The 12,905-nt window shown below is 62.9% G+C and carries 13 protein-coding genes; 8 read left to right on the plus strand and 5 right to left on the minus strand.

Annotated elements, in window-relative coordinates; translation table 11 throughout:
- Positions 1–4 precede the first annotated feature (4 nt).
- Complete coding sequence (locus AC6CIA_RS08840; protein WP_498311556.1) at positions 5–2,779, plus strand: hybrid sensor histidine kinase/response regulator; 2,775 nt, start codon at positions 5–7, stop codon at positions 2,777–2,779.
- Between the two features lie 124 nt (positions 2,780–2,903).
- Positions 2,904–3,500: a MarC family protein gene (locus AC6CIA_RS08845; RefSeq protein WP_084380937.1), complete on the plus strand. Its 597-nt coding sequence runs from the start codon at positions 2,904–2,906 to the stop codon at positions 3,498–3,500.
- A gap of 6 nt (positions 3,501–3,506) precedes the next feature.
- On the opposite strand, the gene AC6CIA_RS08850 is transcribed toward AC6CIA_RS08845, so the two are convergent.
- From AC6CIA_RS08850 to cobG, 5 genes are all read right to left on the minus strand, one after another.
- On the minus strand, positions 3,507–4,286 hold the full coding sequence (locus AC6CIA_RS08850; protein WP_498311557.1) for a hypothetical protein: 780 nt from the start codon (positions 4,284–4,286) through the stop codon (positions 3,507–3,509).
- Between the two features lie 294 nt (positions 4,287–4,580).
- Positions 4,581–6,227, minus strand: coding sequence for a precorrin-3B C(17)-methyltransferase (cobJ, locus tag AC6CIA_RS08855; RefSeq protein WP_498311558.1), 1,647 nt, complete (start codon positions 6,225–6,227; stop codon positions 4,581–4,583).
- Positions 6,224–6,958, minus strand: coding sequence for a precorrin-2 C(20)-methyltransferase (locus tag AC6CIA_RS08860; RefSeq protein WP_498311559.1), 735 nt, complete (start codon positions 6,956–6,958; stop codon positions 6,224–6,226). The genes cobJ and AC6CIA_RS08860 overlap by 4 nt, the downstream gene beginning before the upstream one ends.
- Entirely contained in the window at positions 6,955–7,581 is a 627-nt protein-coding gene (locus AC6CIA_RS08865) for a precorrin-8X methylmutase (RefSeq protein WP_339531767.1), read from the minus strand. Before AC6CIA_RS08865 ends, AC6CIA_RS08860 begins: the two co-directional genes overlap by 4 nt.
- On the minus strand, positions 7,574–8,893 hold the full coding sequence (gene cobG, locus AC6CIA_RS08870) for a precorrin-3B synthase (protein WP_498311560.1): 1,320 nt from the start codon (positions 8,891–8,893) through the stop codon (positions 7,574–7,576). The genes AC6CIA_RS08865 and cobG overlap by 8 nt, the downstream gene beginning before the upstream one ends.
- 95 nt (positions 8,894–8,988) lie before the next feature.
- Between cobG and cbiE the strand changes: the two genes are divergently transcribed.
- From cbiE to AC6CIA_RS08900, 6 genes are all read left to right on the plus strand, one after another.
- Complete coding sequence (gene cbiE / locus AC6CIA_RS08875) at positions 8,989–10,194, plus strand: precorrin-6y C5,15-methyltransferase (decarboxylating) subunit CbiE (protein WP_498311561.1); 1,206 nt, start codon at positions 8,989–8,991, stop codon at positions 10,192–10,194.
- Positions 10,191–10,910 carry a cobalt-precorrin-6A reductase gene (locus AC6CIA_RS08880; protein WP_498311562.1) on the plus strand — a complete coding sequence of 240 codons (720 nt, stop codon included), beginning with the start codon at positions 10,191–10,193 and terminating at the stop codon, positions 10,908–10,910. Before cbiE ends, AC6CIA_RS08880 begins: the two co-directional genes overlap by 4 nt.
- Positions 10,911–11,087: 177 nt before the next feature.
- On the plus strand, positions 11,088–11,354 hold the full coding sequence (locus AC6CIA_RS08885) for an addiction module antidote protein (RefSeq protein WP_498311777.1): 267 nt from the start codon (positions 11,088–11,090) through the stop codon (positions 11,352–11,354).
- A 115-nt stretch (positions 11,355–11,469) separates the two neighbouring features.
- The gene (locus AC6CIA_RS08890) at positions 11,470–11,865 is read left to right on the plus strand and encodes a DUF2946 domain-containing protein (RefSeq protein ID WP_498311564.1); all 396 of its coding nucleotides are present in this window, start codon (positions 11,470–11,472) and stop codon (positions 11,863–11,865) included.
- A 45-nt stretch (positions 11,866–11,910) separates the two neighbouring features.
- Positions 11,911–12,393: a copper chaperone PCu(A)C gene (locus AC6CIA_RS08895; RefSeq protein WP_339531772.1), complete on the plus strand. Its 483-nt coding sequence runs from the start codon at positions 11,911–11,913 to the stop codon at positions 12,391–12,393.
- Positions 12,394–12,414: 21 nt separating this feature from the next.
- Positions 12,415–12,837 carry a DUF2946 domain-containing protein gene (locus tag AC6CIA_RS08900; RefSeq protein ID WP_498311565.1) on the plus strand — a complete coding sequence of 141 codons (423 nt, stop codon included), beginning with the start codon at positions 12,415–12,417 and terminating at the stop codon, positions 12,835–12,837.
- Positions 12,838–12,905 lie beyond the last annotated feature (68 nt).

Consider the following 12,905-nt stretch of genomic DNA (forward strand, 5'->3'; position numbering starts at 1 on the left):
CGCCGTGCGCTGGCTCAGGATCGCCATAGGTTTTACAGTCAGTCTGCTGACCCTGCTCTGCTTGCTTCCGGCCCAGGCCGCCGCGCAAGGCAGCGGTTGGGCGGTATTGCTTGATGAACAGGCGGACCTGCAACTGAGCGACATCCGCTCCCCTCGCTACACCAATCAATTCAGCCCCATCGAACTGGACCGGATCACGGCGTCCGAGCCCCACAGTGCGATCTGGCTACGTTTCAAGCTGCAACCCGGCAAGCACGAGCAAGTGCTGCGGGTCTTCGCTCCCGACCTGGCGCATCTGAACCTGTACGTGCTGGACGGCAACACCCTGCTGGAACAATTGAACACCGGCGCCCGCCAGCCCCTGGCGGAACGCCCATTGCCCAGCAGTGACTTCATGCTGCCTTTGCCGCAAAGCCAGCATCCGCTGGATGTATACGTGCGCCTGGTATCGGAGCACGAGCTACGCCCGTATATCACCCTGGAACCAGCGGTCATGGCCGCCGCCAGTCAGAACCAGACGCTGGTGTACGGACTGCTGTTCGGCTGTCTGTTGATGCTGATCCTGCATAACCTCGCACGCTACGCCTATCATCGCTCCCGCAGCAGCCTGTGGCTCGCGGCCTGCGAAGCGTTGCTGCTGCTGAGCCTGCTGCTGTTGCTCAACCTGCTCGGCCCGTGGCTGCCGAACTGGCAGGCCGTGCAAACCCCTGGGGCCTATCTGGCGTTGCTGCTGACCGCGCCGTGCGGGCTGATGTTCGCTTATCGCTTCTTTGCCCCGCTGGGTCCGCACCCACTGAACAAGTTGCTGATGGCAGACATCCTGCTGATCACCCTGTCCGGGTTGTTGCTGCTGTTCGTCAATACGCTGCCGCTGAACATCATCACCTACGCCTTGGTGGCCCTGGCCGGCTTGAGCATGCTGTTTGTCTCGGCCTACCACTGGCAGAAAGGCTATCGCCCGGCACGGCTGTTCATGCTCGCCATGGTGGTGTTCAACATCGGCACGCTGATTATCCTGCCAGCCTTGCTGGGGCTGACGCTGGTCGCCCCCCACGGCTTGATCGTTACCCTGCTCGGCGTCATCTGCATCAGCGGCCTGCTGATGAGCCAGGCCTTGGGCGAACGCCAGCGCAGCATCGTCGAGGACCGCTTCAGCCTCAGTCGCGACCTGGCCGCCAGCAACGCCGAAATCGCCGCCAAAGCCGAGTTCCTGGCGAAGATCAGCCATGAAATCCGCACCCCCATGAACGGTGTGCTGGGCATGACCGAACTGCTGCTGGGCACGCCCTTGTCGGTCAAGCAGCGCGACTATGTGCAAACCATCCACAGTGCCGGCAACGAGTTGCTGACTCTGATCAACGAGATCCTCGACATCTCCAAACTCGAATCCGGGCAGATTGAACTGGATGACGTGCAGTTCGATCTCAACGCCTTGATCGAAGACTGCCTGAGCATCTTCCGCGCCAAGGCCGAGCAGCAGAATGTCGAATTGATCAGTTTTATCCAGCCCCAGGTGCCACGCGTCATCAGCGGCGACCCGACGCGCCTGCGCCAGACGCTGCTGAGCCTGTTGGAAAACGCCCTGCAAAAGACCGACGAAGGCGAAGTGCTGATCGTCGTGGCACTGGATGAACGCAGCAGCAAACCGCGGCTGCGGATTGCCGTGCAAGACAGTGGCGTGCCGATGGAAGCTGCCGAGCGCGATGCCTTGTTGCACAGCGAATTGCACACCAAGAACTTCCTCTCCGCCACGCGCTTGAGTGGTCATCTGGGATTGGTGATCGCGCGTCAACTGATCCTGTTGATGAACGGTGAGTTCGGCATCAAGAGTGGCAGCCAACAAGGCAGCACCTTGTGGTTGACCCTGCCCCTGGACCCGGAACGCCTGGAACACCCGACCAACGACCTCGACGGCCCGCTGCGCGACGCGCGGGTACTGGTGGTGGACGACAACGACACCTGCCGCAAAGTGCTGGTGCAACAATGCACCGCCTGGGGCTTGAACGTCAGCGCCGTGCCTTCGGGCAAAGAGGCCTTGGCCCTGCTGCGGACCAAGGCGCACTTGCGCGACTATTTCGACGTGGTCCTGCTGGACCAGAACATGCCCGGCATGACAGGCATGCAACTGGCGGCGAAGATCAAGGAAGACCCGAGCCTGAATCACGACATCCTTCTGATCATGCTCACCGGCATCAGCAACGCCCCGAGCAAGATCATCGCGCGCAACTGCGGGATCAAGCGCATCCTCGCCAAGCCAGTGGCGGGATATACCCTCAAGACCACCCTGGCCGACGAACTGACCCAGCGCAGCAAAGGCATTGTCCCGCCGCGCCAGACGCCACCCGCCGCGCCTGTCAGCGTGACGGTGCCCAGCGACTTCCGCATCCTGGTGGCCGAAGACAACAGCATCTCGACCAAAGTCATTCGCGGCATGCTCGGCAAGCTCAACCTGCAGCCGGACACCGCCAGCAATGGCGAGGAAGCATTACAGGCGATGAAGACCCAGCGTTACGACCTGGTGCTGATGGACTGCGAAATGCCTATTCTCGATGGTTTCTCCGCGACCCAGCAATTGCGGGTCTGGGAAGTCAGCAACCAGCGCATTCGTACCCCGGTGGTCGCGCTGACCGCGCATATCCTCTCGGAACACAAGGAGCGCGCACGCCAGGCGGGAATGGACGGGCACATGGCCAAGCCGGTGGAATTGTCGCAACTGCGCGAGCTGGTGGAGTATTGGGTCGCACGCCGCGAACAACCGGAAGAGGCGCCTACTTCCTGAGCTGAAATACCCCTCTTTTGATCCCCCGCACTCGCGCTACGGCAGGCCGCATTGCTTCACCGATAGCGTCCCGCCACAGTCCTGATAAACTCCCTCTCGCCCTCTTTCGCTGTGAGCTCCTGCCATGCTCCACGTGTTGTTCAGTGTTTATTTGAAGATGCTGGTGCTGTACAGCCCCTTCTTCGTCTTGTCCTGTTTCATCAGCCTGACCCGCGGCTACTCCAGCAAGGAGCGGCGGCGCCTGGCCTGGAAAGTAGCCCTGGCTACCCTGGTGTCGAGCGTTTTGCTCTACCTGTTCGGGCGAGTGATTTTCAGCGTGTTCGGCATCACTGTGGATGCGTTCCGCATCGGCGCTGGCAGCGTGCTGTTCATTTCGGCCCTGGCCATGGCCCAGGGCAAATCGGCGGTACAGACCGACAATGTGCAACAGGACGTGACCATCGTCCCGCTGACCATTCCCCTGACCGTCGGCCCCGGCACCATTGGAGCACTGCTGGTGATGGGCGTCAGCCAACCCCATTGGGACGACAAGTTCCTCGCCATTCTGAGTATTGCCCTGGCCAGTCTGACGGTCGGCGTGGTGCTGTACCTGTCCAACCGTATTGAACGCATTCTCGGCGACCAGGGCTTGCAAATTGTCAGCCGCTTGATGGGCTTGTTTGTCTGCGCCCTGGCGGCGCAGATTATCTTTACCGGGGTACGCGGTTACCTGGTGCCGTAACCACGATCAGATCCTGTATTGCGCGATGGCCAGTAACACCTTGTCCCCCACGCGTTCACGCAACAGCGTGAGCGTCGCCTCGTTGACCACCGTCGGATTCAACATCAGGCAGGTTCTACCACTGAAGGCTTCGACTGACGAACTGTCCCACTCGATAAAGGGCACCGCGACTTTTTTACTGACGTCGTGAGCGCTGTAGGTCACCATCACCATCAGCACCTCTCCGTCGATTTCGGAACAGGACGCCAGGCCGAAATCGCCGCCCTCACGGGTGGTGATATTTCGCTGGAACAGGTCGAAGGATTGCGGATGCTGCTTCAACGCCTCAAAGGCATCCGCCGCCAACTTGGGCAGTCCCATCGTCAGCGGTCCCGACAGCGACGTCGATGCCACGAGACTGGCAATGATGTTCAGCGCCGCCATTTGCACGCTCAGCCCCTTCTTCGAGGTCGTGACCCGCTCGAAGCTGCTGCGGATCGGCAACCAACCCAGACCGGTCATGACCTTGATGAACTCGTCATACCAGGCTTGCGTGCCCCGCCCCAGTTTCAAGACATCGCTCACATAGCTGCTGGCCAGCAAATAGCTTTTGCAGGTGTACTCCCGGTTGAGGCGGCTCATCCCCGCACCAAACGAGAAGACGCTGTTATTGACCACCGCCCCATTCAAGTCATCATCGGCCCCATCGACGACCTCGTGGCGCGGCCCAGCGGCTGACGGCAACGTATAAGCCGCGGCCCGCTTGCTCTTTCTCGCCACCTTGAATCCTTTATGTATTCGCTCCATTACTGCTTCTCCAGAAAACCCACACGGGTCTACTGCCAACACTAGTCCGCCCGTCAGCGCTTTTCAGGAGTAGGTAAAAGGTGATTCTGCCAGGGAAAAAATCCCCCCTCATGTGAAGCCTGCGTAAACCCGGGGGATGGCGCAGAGACAGCAAACTGTACGGTGTCATTCCTCGACGAGAACAGAAAAATCCGTGCCGCGCCGTCGTTAAAAGCGCCCGGTAAACCGATCTGTCGTGCGTCAGGCACACGCGATTTCAGACTTCAGCGGCCCCGTTGCGGGGCCGCTGGGATTTCACGACGATGGTTTTTCGCCATACCAACGCGGGGTGTACACCCACTCACCGCCACCGTCCCGTGGGAACGCGCAGGTGGTGGACGAACCAATCAACACCATGGTGCGCATATCCACCTGGTCCGGGGTCAACTGACCCAAGGTGGTGGTACGCAGCGTCTGGCCCGGCCGACCAATGTCCCGCCCCAGCACCACCGGCGTTGCACGCGTCCGGTGTTGCGCGACGATCTCCAGGGCGCGCCCCAGTTGCCACGGGCGAGCACGGGAGATCGGGTTGTAGAACGCCAGCGCGAGGTCGGCCTGGGCAGCCAGGTCCAGGCGTTTCTCGATGATCGACCAGGGCTTGAGGTTGTCCGACAGCGACATCACGCAGAAGTCATGCCCCAGCGGCGCCCCCGCCTGGGCGGCCGTGGCCAGGGACGCCGAGACGCCCGGCAGGATCTCCAGGTCGACGCGCTGCCAGGCCGGATCACTGGACTCGTGCAATGCCTCGAGTACCGCAGCGGCCATCGCGAAGACCCCCGGATCACCGGACGACACCACCACCACGGAGCGCCCTTGGGCGGCCAGTTCGAAGGCATGCCGGGCACGCTGCATCTCTTCACGATTGTCAGTGCAGTGCTGGACCTGATCAGCGCGAAACGGCCCCGCCATGCGCACGTAAGTTTCGTAGCCCAGCACATCGGTGCAACGCGCCAGTTCGGCCTTGACCGCAGGCACCATCAGCTCGGCAGCGCCAGGGCCGAGGCCAATGACGGCAAGACGACCACGGCAGCGACCGATTTGCGCCAGATCCACGGGTTCAAGCGACGAGTTGATCACGATGTCGGCACGCGGCTCACCCGCCAACGCCGCAAAGCGCAGCGGAACAGCCAACGCCTGAGCGGCTGCATGCAGTTGCTCACAGGCCATATCGGCCTCATCCGCGAGCAGGCACGCCAGGGATTGCTGCGCGATAGCCGCCTGCTGCAAAGCCTCCTGAATCCGCATCGCCAACCCCGGCCCAGGCCGGCACGTCACCCAGACGTTTTTCGGATAGATCAGCAACTCATTGGCCGCCGGTACGCGCTCGGCATTGCCCACATGAATCGTCAGGCGCGCCTGCGGATCCTGCGGCAAATTGGCCTGATCCAGCCAGGGCGCGGCGCCTTCGATGCGGACCGGTTCACCGGCCAACAGGTCCGAGACGAAGCGCTTGCCCAACGTCAGGTCAGCCAACTGATAACCACTGGGCGGGTTGAGCAGGCAGGTGCCGAAACGCAGTTCGCCGCTGGTGGTAATGGCGGCGGCAGTCCCCAAAGCCGTGGCGACTTCACGCGCCATCCGGTTCACCCCACCCAGGCCACCGAGCAACGGCACGACCGCGCTGCCGTCTTCGGCCACCGCCAGCACCGCCGGTTCTTCACCTTTTTCCAGCAGCAACGGCGCCAGCGTGCGGATCACAATACCTGCAGCACACAGGGCGATGATGGGCGTGCCCTGCCGGTACAACTCGCGCAGCGTGGCGCCGAATTCGGCATAGCCCTGATCAGCGCCTTCAACCCGCCCGATCAAACCGTGGATCAAGGCATCCGGGTAGATCTGCTGGATCGTGCGTGCGGTGGCGAGGCTGCCCTGGCCCAGAATGACAAGCGCGGGAGCCCTCAACCTTGCCACCTTTCACCGGGAACGATGATCAACGAAAAATACGGCGAGGACATCGGCTCGACCTGATCCAGCGGCACGATTTTCTGATTGGCCATGGTGGCGCGCTCGACATACAGCGCACGCGTGGCCAGTCCCAACTCTTGCAATACCTGACGCACCTTGGTGAAGTTGCGCCCCAGTTTCATGATCACCGCCGCATCGGCATCCGCCAGGCGCCGCTTGAGTTCCTCGTGGGGCAACACCCCGGACAGCACCGACAAGCTCTGATTGCGATACACCAGCGGCGCACCCAGTACCGAGGCGCCGCCAAGCATCGAACACACGCCAGGGATGACGTGCGCGTCGTAGCGTTCGGCCAGACGGTCATGCAGGTACATGTAGGAACCGTAGAAGAACGGGTCGCCCTCACAGATCACCGCCACGTCGCGACCGGCATCCAGATGCGCCGCCACTTCGACGCTGGCGCCGTCGTAGAAATCGCTGATCACTTGTTCATAAGACAGTGGCGCTGGCAGCGCTTCGGTGGTCACCGGATAGACCAGCGGCATCAGCGTCTGCTCGGGCACCAAATGGTCTTCGATAATGCCGAACGCATTGCCCTTTTTGCCCTTGGCCACGAAATACGCCACCACCGGCGATTCGCGCAACAAGCGCAGCGCCTTGAGCGTGATCAACTCGGGGTCGCCGGGGCCGACGCCCAGGCCAATCAAACGTCCACGAGCCCCCATCATTCGATCTCCGTAGCCAGCGCGTTGACGGCGGCGGCGGCCATGGCGCTGCCGCCCAGACGGCCTTGCATGATCACGAACGGCACACCACGACTGTCAGCGGCGAGCATCGCCTTCGATTCGGCGGCACCGACAAACCCCACTGGGAAGCCCAGGATCAGCGCGGGTTTTGGCGCGCCGGCATCGAGCATTTCCAGCAGATAGAACAACGCAGTGGGCGCGTTACCGATCACCACCACGCTGCCTGCCAGGTGCGGACGCCAGAGTTCCAAAGCGGCAGCGGAACGGGTATTGCCCAGTTCCAGGGCGAGCGCGGGCACGCTGTCGTCGCGCAAGGTGCAGATCACCGGGTTATTGGCCGGCAGACGCGTACGGGTCACCCCTTCGGACACCATCCGCGCATCGCACAGGATCGGCGCACCGGCGGCCAGCGCCGCCCGCCCGGCCTTGCCGGCCCCCTCGGAAAACTGCAAACCATCGATGGCCTCGACCATGCCGCAGGCGTGAATCACCCGCACCGCGAGTTTTTCCAGGTCGGCCGGGATGCGATCCAGCTTGGCCTCTGCGCGAATGATCGCAAAGGAGTTGCGATAGATCTCCTGACCGTCGCGGATGTAATCAATCATCGGTGTTGCTCCGTGGGCAGGCGCGCAACAGAGCGCCCGCCGCGTCAATAGAAAGAGTGCGTGCGCGCAGGCGGCCGAAACCCGGCTGGCCTGCCTCGCGAAAATAAAGGTCGTAATGCCCTGGACTGACTGCCAACAAGGTGACAGGCGCGGTGTGAGCGGCAGCGCAGGTGCGCGGGCAGCCCGACAAATGCACCTCGGGCCCTTGGGCATCAGCCTGGAGCAACCTGGCCAGGTACAGGGCGTCGGCCTTGGTGTCGGCCAGGGCCTTGGCGCAACCGCTGGAGCCGGTGCAGGCGATCATGCGTGTCAGCGCCTGGTCGGCAGAGCAGAGAAAGCCCAACCGGGCCAGGCCCTCGGAGACGCGGCTGGCGTTCTGCGCCGTCAGGTCGGGCAGCAACAGGCCTTGCCACGGCGTGAAACGCAGCGTGCCGGCGCCCTGTTCAAGCGCCAAGTGCGCGGCCCCTTGGAGCATCGTCGAATCCAGGCGCCCCAAGGGCGCGAGCGCTGCGACGTAGAACTGATCTGGCCGACGCTGTGGATAAGTTCCCAGGCGCAGCGTTGCCGGGTTGTCACCTCGTCGATAACCCTCGACCGGCAGCAACGGCCGGTGCAGACGCCCGATAAAGTTATCCACAGACATCTCGGCCAACAGATGGCGCATGCGGGTCTGGTCAGGCCGGGCCAGGTCGAGAAACAGCTCCAGTACCGCGACCACCAACTCATAGCCTTGAGCCAGGGACACGGCGGCCAATGGCAGATCATGCCCAGGACAGCCGGCCAGGCCGAACGCCAGCAGCACTTCACCCTTAGCCTCATAGGCCGACAGCCACAGGTCATGGTGATGTTCAAGCATCGCCAGCGCCTCGCCGCCATCCAGTTGCACGGCGAACTTGGCCGACAACTCATGAAAGCGCGGGTGGGACTGTAACGTCGCGAGAATCTGCTCCGCGAGCGGGCGGGTGTCGAACAACAGCTCGCGATCGATACCGGCGCCGGGGCTGAGCATCAGGTTGCGTACGTCATCGCCACCCGCGGTAGTCGGTCCGAGACCCGCAGCCAGCAGGTCGGCGATCAGGCCAGCGTGCTCAGGGCCGATACCCCGAATCTGCAGGTTGGCGCGGTTAGTCGCCTCGATCACCCCGCCGGCGTAGCGTTGGGCCGCGTCCGCCACGGCTAGCGCTTGTTCGGCACGGATTGCGCCGCCGACCAGTTTGATCCGGCAAATCCCGCCGTCCAGCGCCTGGACAATACGCAGCAACCCCGGACAACCCGAGGGACGCAATGTATTGGACTGTGGCAGTGGTTTCACGGGGCTACCGGTTCACGGGTAAAGGCGCGGTATTATGCCTGCTTTGTCCGACCGCATGAAAAGCCTGACCGTCGGATGTCGCTCAAGGAATCAATATGTCGCCCTGGCTCACGGTAGTAGGCATCGGTGAAGACGGCTTCAAGGGCCTGGGCAGAAATGCCCGGCATGCGCTGTTGCGCGCCTCGCGGATCATTGGCGGCCAGCGCCAGCTGGACTTGTTGCCGACGTGCATTCGCGGCGAACGCGAACTGTGGCCCAGCCCGTTTTCCCTGGAACCACTGCTGGCACGGCGTTTCGAGCCGCTGTGTGTATTGGCCAGCGGCGACCCGATGTTCTACGGCGTGGGCGCCAGCCTGGCGCGGCAAGTCGCGGCCGACGAATTGCTGATCCTGCCGGCGCCCTCTTCCGTGTCGCTGGCGGCGGCGCGCCTGGGCTGGCCGTTGCAGGAAGTGGTGACGCTGTCCGTCGTTGCGCGCCCACTGGCGGCGCTCAATGCGCATCTGTCCAGCGGCGTGCGGTTGCTGGTGCTCAGCAACGATGGCCAGAGCCCGGCCGCGATCGCTGGGTTGTTGCGCTCCAGAGGCTTTGGCCCGAGCCGCTTGAGTGTGTTTGAGCACCTGGGCGGCGGCGCTGAGCGACGCATCGATGGCGTCGCCGAGGCGTGGCAAGATCCGCCGATTGCAGCCTTGAACCTGGTGGCCATCGAGTGTCTCGCGCACCCCAACACGGCGCGCCTGTCGCGTCTGGCCGGGCTGCCGGACGCAGCGTTCAAACACGACGGCCAACTGACCAAGCGCGATGTGCGCGCCATGACGCTCGCGCGCCTCGCACCGACTCCCGGTGAATTGCTGTGGGACGTCGGCGCCGGCAGCGGTTCGATCGGCATCGAATGGATGCGCGCACACCCCAGTTGCCGTGCCCTGGCGATTGAAGCCGACGACGCTCGCCAGCAACTGATCGAACACAATCGCGATGCCCTCGGCGTACCCGGCCTGCAATTGATTCGCGGCAGTGCGCCCCAGGCCCTTGCAGGGCTTGAAGCCCCGGACGCGATCTTTATCGGCGGCGGCGTGACCCGCGACGGCGTGCTCGATACCTGCTGGCAACACCTGCGACCGGGCGGCCGGCTGGTGGCCAATGCGGTGACTCTGCAAAGCGAAATGACCTTGATGGACTGGCGCACCCGGCATGGCGGCGAGCTGACCCGCATCCATGTCGCCCAGGCCCAGCCGCTGGGCGAGTTCGACACCTGGCGCCAGGCATTGCCCATCACCCTGCTTGAGGTGATCAAGCCCGAATGAAACGCATCCTGCTGCTGGGCGGCGTCACCGAAGCCCTGGCCATCGCCCGCACCCTGGGCCCGCAACACATCTACAGCCTGGCCGGCGTCGGCCGCGTGCCCACCGACCTGACCTGCCAGGTTCATGTGGGCGGCTACGGTGGTGCCGAGGGCCTGGCGCAATTTATCCGCGACAAAGGCATCGACCTGTTGCTCGACGCGACTCATCCCTACGCCGCACAAATCAGTGCCAACGCGGCCCGTGCGGCGCAGCTGTGCGCGATCCCCTGCTGGGCGCTGCGGCGGCCGGCATGGCAGCCGCAGGCCGCGGATGACTGGCGCGAAGTCAGCGACTGGGCCGGGTTGATGGCGGCGCTGAAACCCTTCAAGCGTCCGCTGTTCACCCTTGGCCGCGAGCCTCTGCACCACCTCGACGACATCCCCGTCGGGCAGTTCTGGACCTTGCGCGCCCTGGATGTTTATCCCGGCAATGCCCGCTGCGAGGTGATCGGCGCCCGTGGGCCGTTTTTGCTCGAAGACGAGCGCGCCTTGTTCGAGCAACGCCGGATTGATGTGTTGATCAGCAAGAACAGCGGCAGCAGCGCCACCGAACCCAAGCTTGAGGTGGCCCGCGAGCGTGGGTTGCCGGTGCTGGTCTTGCAGCGGCCGGTGTTGCCGGAGGTGGATCGGGAGTTTTTGACGGTCAAGGCAATCCTGGATGCGCTGTCCGAGCGTTGACAGCACTCAGTTGGGATTCTTCGAAGGAAGCCATTTCAGCGCTGGGCGTTCGATATCGCTGTGGATGGAAATCGATCCTGTGGCGAGGGGGCTTGTCCCCCGTCGGGCTGCGCAGCAGCCCCAATAAAGAAGAATGCGGCGTATCGGGGCACTCCTCGGCGGCTGGTTTGAGGGCTGCTGCGCAGCCCAACGGGGACAAGCCCCCTCGCCACAAAAAGCGGTACAAGACGCTTAACTTGTTTCGATGCAGCAGAGCATCTGAAGCCCCCTGGAAATGGCTGCCTGGACGCCTGTTTCGAGGAAATTGCTCGAGCCCAAGGCATGACTCAAGTGGCGCGTAGCACAGGCCTGGGACGAGAAAGCCTATATAAAGCTCTATCCAGTACTGGCAATCCCGAGTTCGCGACTATCATGAAGGTCATGAAAGCCCTTGGCCTGAAGTGACACGCCACGACACTCTGAAAGCACTGCGACACCAAACCACACCGGCACTTTTTACTTCTCCACCTCGATCAGGCTAAATACCCACCTGATCGTTTAACCCTACGGATTATCCGCCATGGCCCGTCAACGCTTTGCATTTGCCTGGATTGCCTGCCTTGCAGTGCTGTTCAACGCGTTTGCCATGCCGATGGCCGGGGCGATGCAGCACGGCAAGAACCTTGCTGACCCCTTACTCTGGGGCAGTTTCTGTTCGTCCAACGGCAGTCCGCTGGTGGCGATGTCCCTGGCCAAGCTGGACCTGTCGGAACCGCAACAGGACGAACATTCCAACATGCAGCATTGCTGGTGCTGCTCGGGTTCGGCGCCGTTGGTGGCGCTGCCGGGGCATGTGCCGCAGTTGTATGTCACACGCCTTGACGTCGTGCCTGGCCTGCCGCCCCCCACGCGGCAATCCCCCACCCCGCGCCAGCAATGGCCAAGCCTTAATCCTCGCGCCTCTCCAATGGTTTGATCACTTCGCAATCGACCTGCGTCTGAATCGTTCCGGAGAACTGCCATGTTCAAATCTTCCCTGCTTCTGGCGGCATTGCTGCTGCCCGTTTTCAGTGCCGCCAATGCCGATGACTACACCGCCGGCGACCTGTTGGTCAGCGATCCCTGGTCACAGGAACTGCCGCCCAATGCGCCGACGGTTGCCGCCTACTTTGTGATTCACAACCAGGGCGAGACAGCAGACCGCCTGCTCAGTGTCGATACGCCAGTGGCGGAAAAAGCCGAGTTGCATGAGCACGTGATGCAGGGCGACCTGATGAAAATGCAGCAGGTGCCTAGCGTGACTGTTCCGGCCGGCGGCGACCTGACCTTCGCGCCCATGGCCTACCACGTCATGTTGCTGGGCCTTAAAGACCGCACTGTGCTCAAGGATGGCCAACAGTTCCCACTGACCCTGAACTTCGAAAAAGCTGGCCCGGTCGAGGTGAAGGTGTCGGTACAAAAAGCGCCCTCGATGAACACCCACGAGCATCAGCACGCCCAGTAACCAAGCCGCCACGCCCCGCTCATGGGTGCTCCAGCCAACAGCTCAGCCACACGTCGCCGCACGCCCCTAAGGCTTGCCCACGGCAGTTGGATCAGCCTGTTCGCCATGCTGATGATCTTTATCGGTCCGCTGATTTCCCAAGCGATGCCGATGAATCATCACGCCGGCATGTCCATGCAAATGTCCATGGACGAGACCTGCCATGGCGCGTCCCGGCACCCTGTCGAACACCAGAAAGCCCCCGCCACCGACCACGTGCTGTGGGAAAAATGCGGCTATTGCAGTCTGTTGTTCAGTTGCCCGGCCTTGCCCGGCAGCGTTTCGTTCGTGGCCCTTGGCGCCCCGCCGCCGGCCACGGCCCTGATCCCCGCACCGCGCCTGGGTCATGCCCGGCAGAGCATCTTCCCCGGCGCCCGCAGCCGCGCCCCACCCGTCCTTTCGTAGGCAATTGATCAAAACAACTGCGCACGGCCGACTTAAAACAGACAGCCGCAGGCTGCTGGCCGTGTTGT

Source organism: Pseudomonas sp. GQ91, from assembly GCF_059758795.1.

Excerpts from the sequence above, each read along its gene's own strand:
- AC6CIA_RS08900 (WP_498311565.1), top strand. The coding sequence starts at position 12,415 with ATGGGTGCTCCAGCCAACAGCTCAGCCACACGTCGCCGCACGCCCCTA.
- AC6CIA_RS08880 (WP_498311562.1), top strand. The coding sequence starts at position 10,191 with ATGAAACGCATCCTGCTGCTGGGCGGCGTCACCGAAGCCCTGGCCATC.
- AC6CIA_RS08890 (WP_498311564.1), top strand. The coding sequence starts at position 11,470 with ATGGCCCGTCAACGCTTTGCATTTGCCTGGATTGCCTGCCTTGCAGTG.
- AC6CIA_RS08895 (WP_339531772.1), top strand. The coding sequence starts at position 11,911 with ATGTTCAAATCTTCCCTGCTTCTGGCGGCATTGCTGCTGCCCGTTTTC.
- AC6CIA_RS08845 (WP_084380937.1), top strand. The coding sequence starts at position 2,904 with ATGCTCCACGTGTTGTTCAGTGTTTATTTGAAGATGCTGGTGCTGTAC.
- AC6CIA_RS08850 (WP_498311557.1), bottom strand. The coding sequence starts at position 4,286 with ATGGAGCGAATACATAAAGGATTCAAGGTGGCGAGAAAGAGCAAGCGG.
- cbiE (WP_498311561.1), top strand. The coding sequence starts at position 8,989 with ATGTCGCCCTGGCTCACGGTAGTAGGCATCGGTGAAGACGGCTTCAAG.
- AC6CIA_RS08860 (WP_498311559.1), bottom strand. The coding sequence starts at position 6,958 with ATGATGGGGGCTCGTGGACGTTTGATTGGCCTGGGCGTCGGCCCCGGC.
- AC6CIA_RS08865 (WP_339531767.1), bottom strand. The coding sequence starts at position 7,581 with ATGATTGATTACATCCGCGACGGTCAGGAGATCTATCGCAACTCCTTT.